Raw genomic sequence first — 16,889 nt, forward strand, 5'->3', positions numbered from 1 at the left:
ACCCGCGGCCCTGCTGCGATTATCGGACCTCACCGGCCTGCATGGTCTGCTGCAGCTGCTGACTGTCGGTTGTCACCGACAGCGTGCCATTTACCGTCGGACGAAGTGGCTGATCAGCGCGTAACGCACCGTTGAGTTGCAGCTGCATATTGCTGTCTCCCGTTAGCGGCAATGCGGGCCATCCCCAGTTCTGCAATACGTTCGCCGGCACCGCACGACCGGTCAGCTGCAGCGTCAGCGGACGGGCGGATTGCTGGCCCACGGTGGCCGTTCCTTCGAGCAGTCCCTTGTTACTGAACGCGCTCAGCTCCGTCACCTTAATCTGCTCTGCATCAGCACTCAGCGCAATGGATGGGTGACGCAGATCGGTACGGTTAAAGGTGGACTCCGCCGCATTCAGGCTCAGCTTACCCGACCAGATCCCCCACTGATGCTGCTGCGCCAGTCGCAGATTCTCACCCGTGCCATCCAGTGATGTCAGCTGGAAAGGAAAGGCCGGATTGATATCGATAATCAGGTTCCGGTTCGACATAAAACGCGTTACCTCTACACTCTCCAGCCACGCGGGCAGGGTTGCCTGCCAGCGGTCGCGCCAGTCCTGCGGCAGGGTATATTCCAGCCCGGCAACGGCCAGATTTTTCAGGGTCAGGCGTTTATCGCTGCGCGACCAGTCACCGTCAGCCCGAATCACACCGTTCGCCCAGCGTGAACTGAACTGCGTCAGTGCGATGCCCTGCGGAGAAAAATCCAGGTTAACGATAGGGTCGTTAAGCTCGAAACCCCCGTTGATAAAATTGCTGGCATTCAGCGCCAGTGAACCATCATTACTCTGCCAGTCGTCTCCCTGCCAGTTAACGTTTCTCAGCGTCAGGTCGAGGTCAGTTACCGCCCAGTCCGGTCCCTGCAGACGGGCATCGGTCAGATCGAGTCGCGTAATCGCGATGGAGGGAACCACCTGCAGGCTGTGCAGGAAGTCTTTCAGGCTGCTGGCGGTCTGCAGACGGATATCGTTCAGTCGCAGCTGGTTGATTTTCCAGTTGCCCTGGGCATCCCGTTCACCGTTACCGGTCATGGAGCCGCGCGCCAGATCGGCACCGATATTGTCAAAGCGCATCCGGCCCTGGGACACACTTCCCTGAATCAGTACGTTCTCGCCCGCCACATTGTTCAGCGTCATGCTGCCGGCGCTCATCTGGAAGCGGGCATCGCGGCCCAGCATATCGCGGGCGGTCGGTTTCCACGGCAGAATGCCGCCATTCACCTGCTGAGCAAACAGCGGTAACGCGCTGCCGGGGCTGTCGAGACGCATGTTATTGAGTTGCAGGCGGTCAGCCTGAATCGGAAGCGCGCTGTCTGGCGTCAGGTTAGCCAGATTCACTTCCCCGTCGCGCAGCTCAAGACTGCTGAAATGCAGCGGATCGCTGAACTGAATCAGGGCCAGACCGAGATCGACCCGCTTTGCTACCAGCACCGCCGGCTGCCCATCGTGACCAAAGCTGAAATCATCCAGAATGATGTGAGAGGGCGAGGAGAAATTGTGTTCAATTTTACTCAGGGAGAGATGCCATTCGGTTTTGTCGCTCACCCACCGGCTAAACCAGCCTGCACCCCACTGTGTCTGCAGCAGCACATAGATCACCACCAGGGTGAAAAGCAGCAGTAACAGTATGGTGAGGAAAAACTTTCCAAGAAATTTCATCGCATCCTTCCCGCGTTCAATCCGGTGAGAGGTTGTTATGCCTGAATTACCGTTACAGCTCAACAGCCTGGATGTAAATACGAAGAAATAGCAGGCAGGCCGAAGCCTGCCCGTGGCCTTACTTCTCTGGCGGGAAAATCAGGTTGAGCAGGATAGCGGTAATACCGCCTGCGGCAATGCCCGAAGAGAGCAGGGTTTTCAGCCAGTCAGGGGCAAACTGCAGGATCAGTGGCTGCTGGGAAACACCCAGGCCCACGGCCAGCGACAGCGCAATAATCATGATGGCGCGGCGGTTGAGCGGCTCGCGTGACACGATGCGAACGCCCGACGCAGCAATGGTGCCGAACATCACAATGGTGGCACCGCCAAGCACCGGCTCAGGGATCAGCTGCACCAGACCACTGACCGCCGGGAACAGCCCCAGCACAATCAGCATCAGCGCCACCACAAAGCCCACGTAGCGGCTGGCCACGCCGGTTAACTGAATCACCCCATTATTCTGACCGAAGCAGGAGTTAGGAAAGGTGTTAAACAGCGCAGAGACAAAGGAGTTCAGGCCATTCGCCAGCACGCCGCCCTTCAGGCGTTTCATATAGAGAGGGCCGCTCACCGGCTGCTCTGATACATCCGAGGTGGCCGTGATGTCGCCGATGGTCTCCAGTGAGGTCACCATAAACACCAGCATCAGGGGGATGAGCAGGTTCCAGTCGAAGCCCAGTCCGTAATAGAGCGGGCTGGGTACCCTGATCAGCGGCTGATCGGCCGGGAGACCTGAGGCAGGCAGCATGCCCATGGCCCAGGCCAGCAGATAGCCGACCGCCATCGCAATCACCAGGGAGGCGACACGCAGGTAAGGGTTTTTCTGCCGGTTAAGCAGCACGATCACCAGCAGCACCGCGCCGGCCAGCATCAGGTTTTTCGGCGCGCCAAAGGTGTGATCGTTAATCGCACCGAATCCCCCGCCGATAGAGGTGAGTCCCACCTGAATCAGCGACAGGCCGATAATCATGACCACGATACCGGACACCAGCGGGGTAATGATCCGGCGTGCCAGGTGCAGGACGCGGGACAGTACCATCTCAGTACAGGAGGCCACCATCAGCGTACCAAACAGGGCCGCCATCATGGTGGGAACATCCGCACCGCCGTTTTTCAGCGCCATCCCCCCCATGATTAAGGGGGTGACGAAGTTGAAGCTGGTTCCCTGAATCGACAGCAGGCCCGAACCGACCGGTCCCCAGGTTTTGATCTGCAGCAGTGATGCCACACCCGAGGCAAACAGCGACATGCTGATGATGTGCCGGGTGTCTTCTGCGGGCAGGCCCAGTGCCTGACAGATCAGTATCGCGGGCGTGATGACGGCCACAAACATGGCCAGCAGATGCTGAGCGGCAGCAAACAGCGTCTGCGGAAGGGGAGGACGATCGTCGAGGCGGTAAATCAGTTCGCTTTGCAGAGCGGAGGGCTGGTCTGGCTGCGGATTGGTGGACATCTTCTGCTCTTCCCGAAAAAGTGTGTGGCGATTGTAATCATCCGCAGGCCAAAAGCAATCGTTTGCCCGGCTGAGGTGAAAAGTGGGTGCGGGCAGGGGCGTGACTCAGACGTTGGTATAACGGGTATTTTCCGGCAGCCAGCGTTCAATCAGGGCGCTGGCCTGTTCGGGATAGTGCTGGTGGATGTGACGCGCGACACGCTGAACTTCGGGCACCATCGCCTGATCGCGCAGCAGGTCGGCCACTTTAAACTCGGCGTTACCGGTCTGGCGGGTGCCCAGCAGCTCACCTGGCCCGCGTATCTCCAGATCGAACTGGGCAATGACGAAGCCATCGTTGCTGTCTCGCAGCACCTGCAAACGCTTCTGCGCCGTCTTGCTGAGCGGCGCTTTGTAGAGCAGCACACAGTGTGAAGCCACCGCACCGCGACCGACCCGGCCCCGCAGCTGATGCAGCTGTGCCAGGCCTAACCGTTCCGGATTCTCAATAATCATCAGGCTGGCGTTAGGCACGTCTACCCCGACTTCAATCACGGTGGTCGCCACCAGCAGTTGCAGCTCGTTTGCTTTAAACGCCTGCATCACCGCCTGTTTCTCGGCGGGTTTCATCCGGCCATGCACCAGGCCTATATTCAACGCAGGCAGGGCCGTTTTAAGGGCTTCCCAGCTCGCCTCTGCCGCCTGCGCCTCCAGTAATTCTGACTCTTCAATCAGGGTGCAGACCCAGTAGGCCTGACGCCCTTCGCGGCAGGCGTGTTCCACCCGTGCGACGATCTCATCCCGTCGGGAGTCGGGAATGGCCACGGTGGTCACCGGTGTGCGTCCCGGCGGCAGCTCGTCGATGGTTGAGGTATCCAGATCGGCATAGGCGGTCATCGCCAGGGTGCGCGGAATGGGGGTGGCGGTCATGATCAGCTGATGCGGATGGAAACCCTGCTCCTCACCTTTTTCCCACAGCGCAAGGCGCTGATGGACGCCGAACCGATGCTGTTCATCAATGATGACCAGCGCCAGTCCCTTAAACTGCACCTGTTCCTGAAACAGAGCATGGGTGCCGACGACCATCGCCACCTGACCGCTGGCGATCGCTTCCTGCTGCGCCTGACGCGCTTTGCCTTTCTGTTTCCCGGCCAGCCAGCCGACTTCAATTCCCAGCGGTGCAAACCACTGACGGAAGTTACTGGCGTGCTGTTCAGCCAGCAGTTCGGTCGGTGCCATCAGCGCCACCTGTTTACCGTGGGCGATCACGTTCAGCGCAGCGAGCGCAGCCACCAGCGTCTTGCCTGAGCCAACATCACCCTGCACCAGTCGCATCATCGGAAAGTCATTCGCCAGATCGTTTTCTATCTCCGCCACTACCCTTTTCTGCGCCTGGGTGGGCGAGAAGGGCAGCGCGGCCAGCAGCTGGTCACTCAGGTTATGGCGCGGCGGCATGGGCAACGCGTAATAGCGCTGCGCACCGGCGCGCACCGCCAGCATACTCAGGTTGTGCGCCAGCAACTCTTCCAGAATCAGGCGGCGCTGGGCCGGATGGCGGCCACTCTCCAGTTCGCTGAGCCGGAGGTCGGGCGGTGGGCGATGCAGCGTGCGTAAGGCATCGGGCAGGCTGATCAGACCGCCGCTCAGCTCCTGCGGCAGCAGTTCGGCTATCGGGCAGCTCTCCAGCAGCGTCAGCGCCTGATCGGTCAGATTACGCAGCGTGGCCTGGCGGATACCTTCGGTGGTGGGATAAACCGGCGTTAAGGTCTCTTCCAGCGTTACACTGCTCTGTTCGCCCTGGATGCGGTATTCAGGATGGATAATCTCAGCGCCACGCTGGCCGCGCTTGATTTCACCATAGGCGGTAACGTGACGACCCGGCGACAGGTTGTTCTTCATACCGGCATTGAAATTGAAGAAGCGCATGGTCAGCACGCCGCTGCCATCGCTGATCTGGCAGACCATCATCCGGCGGCGACCAAAGGTGATATCCGTGTGCAGCACTTCGCCTTCTACGGTGGCCCAGATGCCAGGCAGCAGATCGTTAATGGCATAGAGCTGAGTGCGATCTTCGTAGCGCAGCGGGAGATGAAGCAGAAGATCCTGGATGGTGTGCAGGCCTATTCTGGCCAGCTTTGCTGCCTGGCTGGCACCGACGCCGGTCAGGGTACTGAGCGGGATGGCATCCAGCAGACGGCCTTTCATCGTCTTTTACCGGTCGATTGCATCGTCGCCCACCAGCTGGGATCGGCGTCAACTTCACCCTGGGCGTTGATGCGCGGATAGGGCAACCCTTTCTGTCTGGCGACGCGCGCCAGCACCGGGAATCCGCCTTCGAACAGCAGACGCTGCTGTTCCTCTTCGTCCAGCAGGCTGTAGTCGCGCAGATAGAGCCCCGCATTCTGCCGCTGCCGCTGTGCTTCGTACAGGATCAGCGCGCAGGCGACCGAGACATTCAGCGACTGAACCATCCCCACCATCGGAATAACGATCTGCCGATCGGCCAGCGCCAGTGCTTCTTCGGTAATCCCGGTTTTTTCCTGTCCCATCAGGATGCAGGTCGGCAGGGTGTAATCGATCTCGCGGAAATCAACGGCATCCGCAGAGAGATGGGTCGCTAAAACCTGCATCTTCTGCTGTTTTAGCTGTTTTACGGCATCGCCGATGGTGGGATGGGTGACCACTTTCACCCAGCTGTTGCTGCCGGCAGAGGCAGAAGCCTGCGTGCGCATCCGCTGGCTGGGCCAGACCGCATGCACTTCGTGGATGCCCACGGCGTCGGCTGTGCGGATCACTGCGGAAACATTGTGCGGCTTATGCACCTGCTCCATACAGACCGTGAGATCGTGCTGGCGCAGTGCCAGCATCGCCTGAATCCGGGCAAAACGTTGATCGTTCATGCACTAATTACGGTTACGGTGGACTTTAATCACATCCGGCATCACGCGGATTTTCCGCATGATGTTGGCCAGATGGACGCGGTCACGGGCGGTCAGGCGGATAAAGGCGCTGTAAACGCGGCCATCGCGCTCTTCGGTATTCAGGCTCTGAATATTCGAGCCGGCGGTGTTAATCGCCGCCGTCAGGTTAGCCAGCGCGCCCTGATGGTTAAACATGTCGACCTTGATCTCCGCCACGAACTCCTGCTCAGTGACTTTGTCCCACTCGACCGGCATGAATTTTTCAGGCTCTTTCTGATAGCCGCGAATATTCCGGCAGGATTCGTGATGCACCACCAGCCCTTTTCCGGGGCTGACATGGGCCACAATCGGGTCACCAGGAATAGGGCGGCAGCATTTGGCGAAGGTAATCAATACGCCATCAGCGCCCTTTATCGGCAGCTTACCGCGTTTGCTGTTGCTGATCGTCTTGTTGTCAGCCTGCAGCAGGTTCTTCGCCACCACCACGCTCATCGCGTTGCCCAGACCGATCTCGGCCAGCAGATCGTCGAGCGAGGTCAGCTTCATGCGATCCAGCTCCTGGCGGATATTCTCAGCCGGGATTTCAGCCAGTTTACGGCTGCCGCCCAGCGCATGGCTGAGCAGGCGGCGACCCAGATTGACCGAGTCTTCGCGCTTAAGGTTTTTCAGCAGCTGACGGATTTTGGCACGGGCTTTGGAGCTGACGACGAAGTTAAGCCAGGCGGCGTTAGGCCGGGCGCCTGGGGCGGTAATGATCTCAATCGTCTGCCCGCTGGTCAGCGGCTGCGACAGCGGATAAGGCTGGCGATCGACGCGCGCGCCGACGCAGGCATGACCAATATCGGTGTGAACCGCATAGGCGAAGTCCACCGGTGTCGCGCCGGTGGGCAGTTCCACAATGCGGCCTTCAGGCGTAAAGACGTAGATCTCGTCAGGAAAGAGATCGGACTTCACGCTCTCAATAAATTCAAATGAGCTGCCCGCACTCTGTTGCAGCTCCAGCAGGCTTTGCAGCCAGCGCTGGGCGCGAATCTGTGCGGTGGTGCCACTTTCGCCCGCCTGTTTGTAGGCCCAGTGCGCAGCGACCCCCATCTCCGCCATCTGATCCATATCCTCGGTGCGAATCTGCACCTCAACCGGCACGCCGTGCGGGCCAATCATGGAGGTATGGAGCGACTGATAGCCGTTAGCTTTGGGGATGGCGATGTAATCTTTCACGCGACCCGGACGCGGCTTATAGAGGCTGTGCATCTGGCCCAGAACGCGATAGCAGGTATCCAGGTCTTTCACGATGACGCGAAAGGCGTAGATATCCATGATCGAGTGAAAACGCTGCTCTTTCAGCGTCATTTTGCGGTAGATCGAGTAAAGATGCTTTTCACGACCGCTGACGCGGCAGGGGATGCCCGCTTCCTGCAAACGGCCATCGATCTCAGAAAGAATCTTCTGGATCATCTCTTTACGGTTACCGCGCGCGGCTTTCACCACCTCTTTAATCACCCGATAGCGGTTCGGATAGAGGGCCTCAAAACCGAGCTCTTCCAGCTCCGTTTTCAGATGGTGAATACCCAGGCGGTGCGCCAGCGGACTGTAAATCTCTAACGTCTCCAGCGCGATGCGGCGACGTTTGTCCGGGCGTAATGACCCCAGGGTGCGCATATTGTGGGTGCGGTCAGCCAGCTTGATGAGAATGACGCGGATATCCTGCACCATCGCCATAATCATCTTGCGGAAGTTCTCTGCCTGCGCCTCTTTCTTGTCGCGGAATTTCAGCTTATCCAGCTTGGAAACGCCTTCGACCAGTTCCGCCACGCTTTTACCGAACAGCTGTTCCATGTCCTGGTAAGTGGCAGGCGTATCTTCGATGACGTCATGCAGCAGCGCGGCCATGAGGGTCTCATGGTCGAGCTTCATTTCCGCCAGAATACAGGCCACGGCAACCGGATGGGTGATATAAGGTTCACCGCTGGAGCGTGTCTGTCCCTCGTGGGCATCACGTGCGACAAGGTAGGCTTGCTGGAGGCGCTTGATCTGCTCCTCTGGCAAGTATTTTTCAATCAGTTGATTGAGGCTCTCAAACAGATACAAGGGCGACCTGCAGGTGGCTGTTAACGACGACCTTCAGCGATAGCGGTAACGGCCTGTAACTCAGCGGCTTCCTGCTCTTGCTGTTCCTGACGATCACGCACATCTAAAATCTGATTGGTGACCAGACCTTCTTCGATTTCGCGCAGAGCGATAACGGTAGGTTTGTCGTTCTCTTCCGGAACCAGCGGATCTTTACCGCCAACCTGCATCTGACGTGCACGACGTGCAGCGACCAACACCAGGTCAAAACGATTACCAACTTTTTCTACTGCGTCCTGAACGGTTACGCGTGCCATAGGTGTGCTACTCCACAGATGAAGAAATGACTGCGCATCATACTGAAACTGTATTCAGACTGCCAACAGTTTGCTGATTAAAGCATCGTGACGCGCCTTCTGACGTGCCATGCGCAGACGTTCTGCGCGAATGATGGTTTTCAGATCGGACAGCGCCAGATCGAAATCATCATTCACAATTAAATAGTCATATTCGGCGTAGTGGCTCATTTCCGCGACGGCCTGCGCCATGCGGCGCGTGATGACCTCTTCGCTGTCCTGGCCACGACCGCGCAAACGGCGATCGAGCTCTTCTTTCGACGGCGGCAAAACGAAGATGCTGCGTGCGCCGGGCATTTTCGCGCGAATCTGCTGCGCGCCCTGCCAGTCGATATCAAGAAAAACATCTACGCCGGTCGCCAGCACCTGCTCAATTGCCTGACGTGAGGTGCCGTAGTAATTGTCGAAAACTTTGGCGTGTTCGAGAAAAGCTTCTTCCTCAATCATCCGCTCAAATTCATGTTTTTCAACAAAGAAGTAGTGTTCGCCATGGGTTTCACCCGGACGCATACCGCGCGTCGTGTGCGAAACAGAGACCTGCGTGTCATACAACGGCTGGGTCTTTAACAGTGCCTGAATCAGGCTGGATTTACCTGCGCCGCTGGGAGCAGAAACAATATAGAGCGTGCCTTGAGCCATGGTTTTCTTGAATTGATTAAAAGCGGAGTCGATTTCCTGCACAGTATACACAGCTTCCGGTTGCCACGCAGCGTTTGCGCAGCGGCAATAGCCAGTTTTTGCGCATTCTGACGCAATGACCTGTCGTGCCGCTGCAATAGCGGGCAGATGACGACAGCCTCTCTTCCATCTTTGTACATCGTCGCTGGCTGGTGCTGATAGCCTGAGGTTGAATGCCATAAAACCTCAGGAGAGAGAAGATGAAAGGAGTTGGCTGGAGGCTGTTTGGGGTGGTGCTGGGGTTCGTCCTCTGTCCGGCGCACAGCGCCCTGTGTCCGGTCTGGACCCCCATCCGGGCGGAGAAAGAGATCGCTCGCCTGCAGCAGCAGCTGCAACACTGGGACGAGGCCTACTATCAGCAGGGGCAGAGCCCGGTGGCGGACAGCGATTACGATGCGCTGCAGCAGCGCCTGAATCACTGGCAGCATTGCTTCAGTCCTTCGCAGCCTGCTTATACACCGCAACTGTCGAACAAGGGAGAACATCTGCATCCGGTTGCGCATACCGGCGTGAAAAAGCTGCGGGACAAGCTGGCTCTGGCCTACTGGATGCAGGGACGGCACGATCTCTGGGTACAGCCGAAAGTCGATGGCATTGCTGTTTCGCTGGTTTATCGCCAGGGCCGGCTGGTTTCCCTGTTGAGTCGCGGCGATGGCTTACGCGGTGAAGAGTGGCTGAGTAAAGCCGCTGAGATTCCGGCGATCCCACAGCATATCGACACCCGCCTTGAAGAGGTGGTGCTGCAGGGTGAGCTCTTCCTGTCGATGACCGGTCATCAGCAGGCAACGGATGGCGGCAGGAATGCGCGCGCGCAGGTGGCGGGTGCCATGATGAGCAAAACGCGGGCTCCGCTGCGCCAGTCGCTCGATATTTTTATCTGGGCCTGGCCCGATGGTCCCGCCGCAATGACGGAACGCCTGCAGCAACTCAGCCGCTGGGGACTGGGTGTGGCGGAAAAATGGAGTCACCGGGTAAACGACGAAGAGGATGTCGCCGCCTGGCGAACGCGCTGGTTCCATGCTGCGCTGCCTTTTGTGACTGACGGTGTGGTGGTACATCAGGCCCGGCGACCTGCGGGTAAAAACTGGCTGCCGGGCGAGGGGAGCTGGGCCGTTGCCTGGAAATATGAGCCTCCTGAAGTGAGCGCGGAAGTGCTCTCGGTCGATTTCCCCATCGGCCGGACCGGGAAAATCGCGGCGGTTCTCAATCTGCAGCCGGTTCAGCTGGATGATAAGACCGTCAGACGGGTCAGCGTCGGATCGCTGCGTCGCTGGCAGGAGATGGACATCGTTGCAGGCGATCTGATTACGCTGAGCCTGGCGGGCCAGGGTATTCCCCGGCTGGAGCGGGTGATCTGGCGCGTGGCAGAAAGGCACTACCCTCAGCCTCCCGATGCGGCGCGCTATATGCCGCTGAGCTGTTTCACCTTCAGTGCTGCATGTCAGAAACAGCTGCTGGCAAAATTACGCTGGCTCAGCCAGAAAGCGGTGCTGAATATTCCGGGCGTAGAGCGCAGCACCTGGCTGCGCTTACTGGAAAGCGGCGCAATGACGCACCTCTTTGACTGGCTGACGTTAACACCGGAACAGATCGCCGCCGCGACAGGCCTCTCTCCGGAACGGGCAATGGCGATCTGGCACCGCTTTAATCTCACCCGCCAGCAGCCCCTTCGCCGCTGGGTGGCGGCGTCCGGCGTTTCGCTGCCACGCAAGGCGCTGAACACGCTGCCCGACAGGCAGTGGGAAAGCTTAACGCAGCGGGATGTGATGGCCTGGCAGACCCTGCCGGGTGTGGGCGCAGCACTGGCCCGGCGCCTCGTTGCGCAGTTTCATGATGCCCGGCTGCAGGCCGTAATCGCATTCCTGCAGCAGCAGAACATCCCCGCTTCCTCAATGCTCGGGATGGGGATAGTTGAAAATGGGCAAACCGAGACGGAAGCGCAGCGCCAGTAAGCGCGCAAAGAATCCGAACAGCAGAGTAATGATGATGACGGCTTCATGCGCCAGGGTTGTTTTCAGCAGCAGGATATACATCCAGCCCGAGGCGAAGGCGATACCGGCGTAGAGCTCTTTCTGAAACACCAGCGGAATGCGATTGCAGAACATGTCGCGCAATACGCCGCCGAAGACACCCGTAATCACCGCGCTGATGGCGGCAATAATCATGGCATGTCCGGAATCCAGCGCAACCTGTGCGCCAATGATGGAGAAGACCACCAGGCCCAGCGCATCCAGCACCAGAAACACTTTGCGCAGGTGCGTCATCAGGGGAGCCACGAATGTCGTCACCACCGCTGCTGCCGCAACGATCATGATGTATTCAGGGTGCTTTATCCAGCCCAGCGGATAGTGACCGAGCAGAATATCGCGCACTGACCCGCCGCCTATGGCGGTCACCGAGGCGATAATAATGACGCCGAACAGATCCATTTTGCGGCGACCGGCCGCCAGCGCGCCGGTCATGGCTTCGGCGGTAATACCAATGATGTAGAGAACAGTCAGTAACATAGCAGGCTCCAGTGAGACGGCGACAAGGCTACGGCATTACCTTAGCGCCAGCGACTGAGATTTTCTGGCGAGCGGCGTCCGGGATGAGCGCAGTTTATACCAGCCAGCGATGGCGTCAGCATATAAAGGCTCTCTGACGAGCAGACTGTGCTGAACGCATGAGAAAAACTGAGATGAAGGCGCAGAGATCCGGGGCATGTTTCTGTCCGGATTGCGCTTACGCAGAACGGGGGACGTCGTGACCGCAAAGGCTTTTTCGCTACCCGGCGGAGATTCATCCGGACAGGAAGGAATAAGCAGAGGTGAGGATAGAGGAAATAACCGGTCACAGGGAAAAGATATCCGGCGCAATAAAAAAGAAAGGCGTGCTGGTTAACAGCACGCCAACGCATCGTTTCGGATGCTCAGAGCCCACCTTACAGACTTATTATATTATTTGTTTCTTGCACGAATTTTAGCAAAGGCATTCAGGCTAAAACGATATTCTGGCTGGAACCATGAACGACCGTAGTAGCAGTAAATGAGCATGCGAATAGACGCCATCGCCAGATAACCCCAGATTGCACATAATACGGAAGGTGTCAGCCAGACGGTAAATAAGGTCACGCCCAGTCCGGCCAGTACTGACGATGTTTCCGCAAAGGCGATACGGGTGTACTGTTTTTCGCGCTGTAATATCGCACGATAATGCTGGCCCTGTGGAATAATAATAAAGACCACTGAGACCATCTGCAGCATTAATGCCAGCTCGGGCTGATCAAACAGGTTACTGAGCAGATGGCTGCCAGAAAAGAGCAGGCCAAATATTGCCACACCCACCAGGACATTCCCCCAGTAAAGGATGGACAGATCATTAATCGAGAGCATGCAGCGGCGGATCAGTGAGTTTGAGAAGCCCCGATCGGCCAGCGTATCGATAGCCAGCAGAGCAATCACGGCGATCGCCAGCAGGTTAAGTTCGTTTGCCTGCAGAATCTGCGCCAGCAGCGAAAGCTGCAGAACGCCGATGCCAATAATTTTAATGGAAGAGAGCAGAGACCATTTTGCGCTATTAAGACTGCTTTCGCGTATTGCCATAATATACTCGTTAGAGTCCGGCGACTCTGTGAGAATGTTGTCTTTGTGCAACGGCAAGAGATGATTGCTGTGACACCGTTAATGAGTGCAATTCTTTCTGAGCGGAGTCCTGGAAAAATTTATCAGGCTTGCCCTGTTATTATGTGCTGCTTTAAATAATCCTGGAAAGTATCCCTGGTAAAGTCCCTGTTTCGTGTCATGGCGGAATTCCCTGCTATCACAAAGAATTCCGCCAGATCACGAATAAATCCTGTTGTTGTTTTATATTCTCCTGCCAGCATCCTTGCGGCAAACTCAACGCTTTCATTTAAAGATTCGCTGAGCGGTCCATGACTTTTTACTGCTTTATCATTATGGGTATTGCTGTGTGTGAAATGATTTATACATTGTTTTATTTAATTTAACACCATAAGAAAAGTCTGATAACGGGGCCGCAGAAATAAATGGTTTCACTTTGTGCATGATAAATATTAAATCCTCAGTGGTGGCATAATAAACGCCGATTAAGGATTAATGTGTGCAGGAAACAATCAAAACATGCAGGAGACATTAAAAGCCCTGAAATCCCGGGGAATCCCTGCTTCTGACAGGGTTTTCCCAGGAATTTTCCTGGAAGGGAAGCTTAAGCAGGGTTGTTACTAATGGTGAAGGCGCGGTCATCAATCAGATAAGTGCTTTATGCTTTATCCGCGCAAATTTTTCTGTTTTTTTTCATTACCGGCCAGCCATAACTACAGAAAGAAATCGCGCTAAGTTATTGATTTACTGAGTCAGCAAATGATTAAGTTTTTCCAGATCGTTGCTAACCCATTCAATATCCTGCTTAAATTTCTCATCAGAGGTAAATGGCTGGCGATAGACCGTCACCATCACTTCAGCGCCCTGTTCATTCGCTATCACGCGCATAGGCACGTAAATCTCTCTGCCAGAGCCGCTATCAATCCAGTGATCCATCACACCAAACGGATTATGGGGCGAGAAACGGAGCTTCACATTTCCCTGTGGGCCTTTAGCACGCCAGCGATTGCCATCAGGTTCTAACGCGCTGTGCGTCAGGCCGGAAGCCCACTTAGGAAAAAATTCGGGCTTCCAGATGGTTTCATAGAGATCTAACCAGTGGCGCGGAATCGTCAGGCTCAGCGTGCGCGAGGAGAGCATATAACCTCCGGGGGAGAAGCAAAAAAGCATTAAAGCACGGCCACCGGTATGTTAAAACGTTGTAACGACAGAAGTGTGGTGCTGGCAGGGTTTCGTACAGGGCGCAGACAGCATAAGGCGCTGTCTGCAACGGATTCAGATGAAGTTACCACGCGCAGACACCGCCTGTTCTTCACTCTGGCCGGTGGCGTGACGCAGAACAAAGCCATCTGACTGGGCCATTACGGCGCAACTGTGATTGGGGAAAATGCGCAGCAGCGTGCCGACTTCAGGGCGACGATGCTGATAGAGCAGGAACCCATGTTCTTCCGATAGTTTCGTAACCTTATAGGTCTGACCTGCTTCATCCACGGCAATGCCAAAGCCGCTGGCATTGGTGCCGTGCGGCCCTTTATCCGAACTCAGCATTTTTGATCCTGCATCCACAATCACAAAGTGATCGTTCACCGCGACCACACGTGTAATCACGCTCATTGCCAGCTGATCGACGCGGCTTAAACCGAGACGGCAGGCGGTCAGGTCCAGCAGGGCATAATTGCCGGGTCGGATTTCCCTGGTGCCGGGCGCAATATCTGCCGCCAGCGCGGTCGGGGTTGAGCCGACAGAAACAGGGCAGTCGCCAAACCCGGCAGCCTGCAACTTTAACTGCAGTCGCTGCATCAGGGCCATTTCCTGTCGGGCAATCTCAGCGATGGCCGCGACATGACCGGCACCATAAGCGTGACCTGCATGCGACACCAGTCCGGCAAAACGTAACCCTTTGTCCCGCAACGCCTGCGCTATCTCCTCAGCTTCATCGCTCTCAGGATTGACGCCAATCCGGTGTAAACCGACATCAACTTTAATCGCCACCGCCAGTTCGCATTGCGGTTGCTGCTGCCAGGCCGCAGCTATCGCCTCCACACCCTGCAGTCTGTCCGCAATCAGTGTGACTTTCGCCTGGTGCTGCACGGCGAGACGCAGTAATTCTGCCACGCTCTGTGGTTGCACCACCGGATAGGCTAACAGCAGATCGCGAATGCCACCCTGAATGAAGGTGATGCCTTCACTGGGTTTAGAAACGGTGACGCCCTGTGCGCCGAGCGCAAGCTGCTGCTGAGCAATCCAGACGCTTTTATGCGTTTTGATATGAGGGCGAAGCGCAACGCCGGCCACCTGTGCTTTTTGCTGCATCTGCTGCAGGTTCTGCTCCAGTCGCGCTGCATCCACTTCAATATAGGGGGTGAGGCGGTCATCAATCAGCGGACGCTGCCACTGCTGTTTATCGTTGATATCCATATGAAGGTCCGGCCTTGAGGTAATAAGGGTGTTTATGATTGCTGAATTAACGATCTGATACCAGTCTGCCCACTCGCCGCGTGAGGCCGGACAGCAGGAATGGCAGGAACGTGTTAAGCAAAGCCCGGCAGGCAAACGGAAGAAGGCGCGAAAGTCAGACTGCAGGAAGGAGAAGCTGAAAAAATAAAGCAGGCGCGTGGCCTGCTTTATCCGTTAACTCAGACGTAGAGCGATGCTTCACCCGGTGGCCGGGTTTTGAAGCGACGATGCAGCCAAAGATACTGCTCAGGCGCTCGCAGGATCTGATTCTCAATGACTTTATTCATATAAGCCGCTGCCGCTGCTTCATCCGTATGCGGGTAGTTTTCCAGCATCGGTTCAATGATCAGATGGTAGCCATAATTATCGGGATTACGAATCAGCATAATCGGCACCATCGCGGGCTTCGCCAGACGCGACAGGACAAACGTCCCGTTGGTGGTGGCGGCTTTTTCTACCGCAAACAGTGGCGCAAAGGTGCTGCCTTTAGGGCCATAATCCTGGTCCGGTGCAAACCAGACTGATTCACCCTGTTTCAGCGCATGCACCATACCGCGCAGGTCGCGACGGTCGATCATCGCTTTATTTGAGCGCATCCGACCCCGGGTTTGTACATACTCCATCGCCTGGTTGTTGTGCGGGCGATACATCGCCATCATCGGCTGGCAGAGACCGCTGATGCGACCGCCCAGTTCCAGCGACATGAAGTGCACGCCAATCAGCATCACGCCACGCTTTTCGTTCTGCGCCGCATGAAGATTTGCCATCCCGGTGACATTAAACAGACGCCTTACGGCACGATCCGACCAGAACCAGGCTATACCGGTTTCTGCCAGTGCCATGCCCAGTGAGGCAAAATTGCCGGCGATCATCGCCTCTGTTTTTTCTTCACTGATGCCCGGAAAGCAGAGTTCAATATTCCGGCGGGTGATGCGCTCGCGGCGCTGCAGGAAATGACGGGAGATCTTGCCTGCACCGGCACCCAGACGCATAAGAAGAGGGTAGGGAAGCTGGACGATGAGCCACAGCACACTAAGACCAAACCAGGTAAACCAATAACGCGGATGCAGCAGCGAGCTGCTAAATTTTCCGGTGTTTTTCATTAAAACCTTCATGAGATAAATGGATGCATCGCATAAAGAACACTTCCATAAAGTCTCCAGGCGCTACAGCTGTACTGATTTCGACCAGCACTTTATCAAAAAGTGCCTTCAAAGAAAGGGAAACTACTGACTCCACAGGATTGACCAGTTTCATGGAACGAGCGCATTGAGGGTGTTCAGAAGGGTTTTTTATGAAAAAGTATTTTTAATTCAGTGTATTAGGAGGCGTGCTTCTGAAAGGGAAAACGTGACAAACGACCGTTCAGGAACAGTCCGGAAATGATTATTTATCTATCTTTACGAAATCCCGCGGCACTTAAGCAGCACGATCCTTCTGTATGCCACTACATCTCAGCCCACCCTGTACAAAAAGTGAGTAAGCTGCCATCGCTGACGCTTACTCACTTTCCACCATATAAAGGCTTACTCAATATTAAGAATCTTAAGGTTGATTGTTTGAAATTAGTAATGCATATAAATTAAGTAACTGATTTATTTTGATATTTTGATTTTTCTCACTAAGTCACTCTTCAGT

General features: G+C 56.1%; 14 protein-coding genes. 1 reads left to right on the plus strand and 13 read right to left on the minus strand.

All coding sequences use genetic code 11. The annotated features are described in order from the left end of the window. Nucleotides 1–19 precede the first annotated feature (19 nt). The 7 genes from OXR04_RS20845 to gmk form a co-directional block, all read right to left on the minus strand. Nucleotides 20–1,699: an AsmA family protein gene (locus OXR04_RS20845; protein WP_058957387.1), complete on the minus strand. Its 1,680-nt coding sequence runs from the start codon at nucleotides 1,697–1,699 to the stop codon at nucleotides 20–22. A 118-nt stretch (nucleotides 1,700–1,817) separates the two neighbouring features. Further along, complete coding sequence (locus tag OXR04_RS20850) at nucleotides 1,818–3,191, minus strand: uracil-xanthine permease family protein (protein ID WP_058957386.1); 1,374 nt, start codon at nucleotides 3,189–3,191, stop codon at nucleotides 1,818–1,820. 105 nt (nucleotides 3,192–3,296) lie between these two features. Further along, nucleotides 3,297–5,375 carry an ATP-dependent DNA helicase RecG gene (recG, locus tag OXR04_RS20855; protein ID WP_140029963.1) on the minus strand — a complete coding sequence of 693 codons (2,079 nt, stop codon included), beginning with the start codon at nucleotides 5,373–5,375 and terminating at the stop codon, nucleotides 3,297–3,299. After that, entirely contained in the window at nucleotides 5,372–6,070 is a 699-nt protein-coding gene (gene trmH, locus OXR04_RS20860) for a tRNA (guanosine(18)-2'-O)-methyltransferase TrmH (protein WP_009088135.1), read from the minus strand. The genes recG and trmH overlap by 4 nt, the downstream gene beginning before the upstream one ends. A gap of 3 nt (nucleotides 6,071–6,073) precedes the next feature. Continuing rightward, nucleotides 6,074–8,179: a bifunctional GTP diphosphokinase/guanosine-3',5'-bis pyrophosphate 3'-pyrophosphohydrolase gene (gene spoT, locus OXR04_RS20865; RefSeq protein ID WP_009088134.1), complete on the minus strand. Its 2,106-nt coding sequence runs from the start codon at nucleotides 8,177–8,179 to the stop codon at nucleotides 6,074–6,076. 20 nt (nucleotides 8,180–8,199) lie between these two features. Continuing rightward, the gene (gene rpoZ / locus OXR04_RS20870; protein WP_003851346.1) at nucleotides 8,200–8,475 is read right to left on the minus strand and encodes a DNA-directed RNA polymerase subunit omega; all 276 of its coding nucleotides are present in this window, start codon (nucleotides 8,473–8,475) and stop codon (nucleotides 8,200–8,202) included. 54 nt (nucleotides 8,476–8,529) lie between these two features. Beyond that, complete coding sequence (gene gmk, locus OXR04_RS20875) at nucleotides 8,530–9,153, minus strand: guanylate kinase (protein WP_009088132.1); 624 nt, start codon at nucleotides 9,151–9,153, stop codon at nucleotides 8,530–8,532. A 239-nt stretch (nucleotides 9,154–9,392) separates the two neighbouring features. Between gmk and ligB the strand changes: the two genes are divergently transcribed. Further along, nucleotides 9,393–11,144 carry an NAD-dependent DNA ligase LigB gene (ligB, locus tag OXR04_RS20880; RefSeq protein ID WP_267372678.1) on the plus strand — a complete coding sequence of 584 codons (1,752 nt, stop codon included), beginning with the start codon at nucleotides 9,393–9,395 and terminating at the stop codon, nucleotides 11,142–11,144. On the opposite strand, the gene OXR04_RS20885 is transcribed toward ligB, so the two are convergent. The 6 genes from OXR04_RS20885 to OXR04_RS20910 form a co-directional block, all read right to left on the minus strand. Further along, complete coding sequence (locus tag OXR04_RS20885; RefSeq protein WP_140925492.1) at nucleotides 11,082–11,699, minus strand: trimeric intracellular cation channel family protein; 618 nt, start codon at nucleotides 11,697–11,699, stop codon at nucleotides 11,082–11,084. The two genes, ligB and OXR04_RS20885, sit on opposite strands and share 63 nt — an antisense overlap. A gap of 432 nt (nucleotides 11,700–12,131) precedes the next feature. Continuing rightward, the gene (locus OXR04_RS20890) at nucleotides 12,132–12,776 is read right to left on the minus strand and encodes an oligosaccharide flippase family protein (protein WP_111207998.1); all 645 of its coding nucleotides are present in this window, start codon (nucleotides 12,774–12,776) and stop codon (nucleotides 12,132–12,134) included. A gap of 762 nt (nucleotides 12,777–13,538) precedes the next feature. After that, nucleotides 13,539–13,934: a hypothetical protein gene (locus tag OXR04_RS20895; RefSeq protein WP_009088126.1), complete on the minus strand. Its 396-nt coding sequence runs from the start codon at nucleotides 13,932–13,934 to the stop codon at nucleotides 13,539–13,541. Between the two features lie 135 nt (nucleotides 13,935–14,069). After that, nucleotides 14,070–15,212 carry an alanine racemase gene (locus OXR04_RS20900; protein WP_267372682.1) on the minus strand — a complete coding sequence of 381 codons (1,143 nt, stop codon included), beginning with the start codon at nucleotides 15,210–15,212 and terminating at the stop codon, nucleotides 14,070–14,072. Nucleotides 15,213–15,430: 218 nt separating this feature from the next. Beyond that, nucleotides 15,431–16,354: a kdo(2)-lipid IV(A) palmitoleoyltransferase gene (gene lpxP / locus OXR04_RS20905; protein ID WP_009088122.1), complete on the minus strand. Its 924-nt coding sequence runs from the start codon at nucleotides 16,352–16,354 to the stop codon at nucleotides 15,431–15,433. Continuing rightward, nucleotides 16,332–16,508, minus strand: a complete 177-nt coding sequence (locus OXR04_RS20910; protein ID WP_158000249.1) for a hypothetical protein — start codon at nucleotides 16,506–16,508, stop codon at nucleotides 16,332–16,334. The genes lpxP and OXR04_RS20910 overlap by 23 nt, the downstream gene beginning before the upstream one ends. Nucleotides 16,509–16,889: the final 381 nt, after the last annotated feature.

The organism is Pantoea sp. GM_Pan_3 (assembly GCF_026541045.1).
Taxonomy (GTDB): Bacteria; Pseudomonadota; Gammaproteobacteria; order Enterobacterales; family Enterobacteriaceae; genus Pantoea; species Pantoea anthophila.

Excerpts from the sequence above, each read along its gene's own strand:
- OXR04_RS20900 (WP_267372682.1), bottom strand. The coding sequence starts at position 15,212 with ATGGATATCAACGATAAACAGCAGTGGCAGCGTCCGCTGATTGATGAC.
- OXR04_RS20910 (WP_158000249.1), bottom strand. The coding sequence starts at position 16,508 with ATGAAACTGGTCAATCCTGTGGAGTCAGTAGTTTCCCTTTCTTTGAAG.
- OXR04_RS20885 (WP_140925492.1), bottom strand. The coding sequence starts at position 11,699 with ATGTTACTGACTGTTCTCTACATCATTGGTATTACCGCCGAAGCCATG.
- lpxP (WP_009088122.1), bottom strand. The coding sequence starts at position 16,354 with ATGAAAAACACCGGAAAATTTAGCAGCTCGCTGCTGCATCCGCGTTAT.
- OXR04_RS20850 (WP_058957386.1), bottom strand. The coding sequence starts at position 3,191 with ATGTCCACCAATCCGCAGCCAGACCAGCCCTCCGCTCTGCAAAGCGAA.
- OXR04_RS20895 (WP_009088126.1), bottom strand. The coding sequence starts at position 13,934 with ATGCTCTCCTCGCGCACGCTGAGCCTGACGATTCCGCGCCACTGGTTA.
- trmH (WP_009088135.1), bottom strand. The coding sequence starts at position 6,070 with ATGAACGATCAACGTTTTGCCCGGATTCAGGCGATGCTGGCACTGCGC.
- gmk (WP_009088132.1), bottom strand. The coding sequence starts at position 9,153 with ATGGCTCAAGGCACGCTCTATATTGTTTCTGCTCCCAGCGGCGCAGGT.
- ligB (WP_267372678.1), top strand. The coding sequence starts at position 9,393 with ATGAAAGGAGTTGGCTGGAGGCTGTTTGGGGTGGTGCTGGGGTTCGTC.
- rpoZ (WP_003851346.1), bottom strand. The coding sequence starts at position 8,475 with ATGGCACGCGTAACCGTTCAGGACGCAGTAGAAAAAGTTGGTAATCGT.
- OXR04_RS20845 (WP_058957387.1), bottom strand. The coding sequence starts at position 1,699 with ATGAAATTTCTTGGAAAGTTTTTCCTCACCATACTGTTACTGCTGCTT.
- OXR04_RS20890 (WP_111207998.1), bottom strand. The coding sequence starts at position 12,776 with ATGGCAATACGCGAAAGCAGTCTTAATAGCGCAAAATGGTCTCTGCTC.
- recG (WP_140029963.1), bottom strand. The coding sequence starts at position 5,375 with ATGAAAGGCCGTCTGCTGGATGCCATCCCGCTCAGTACCCTGACCGGC.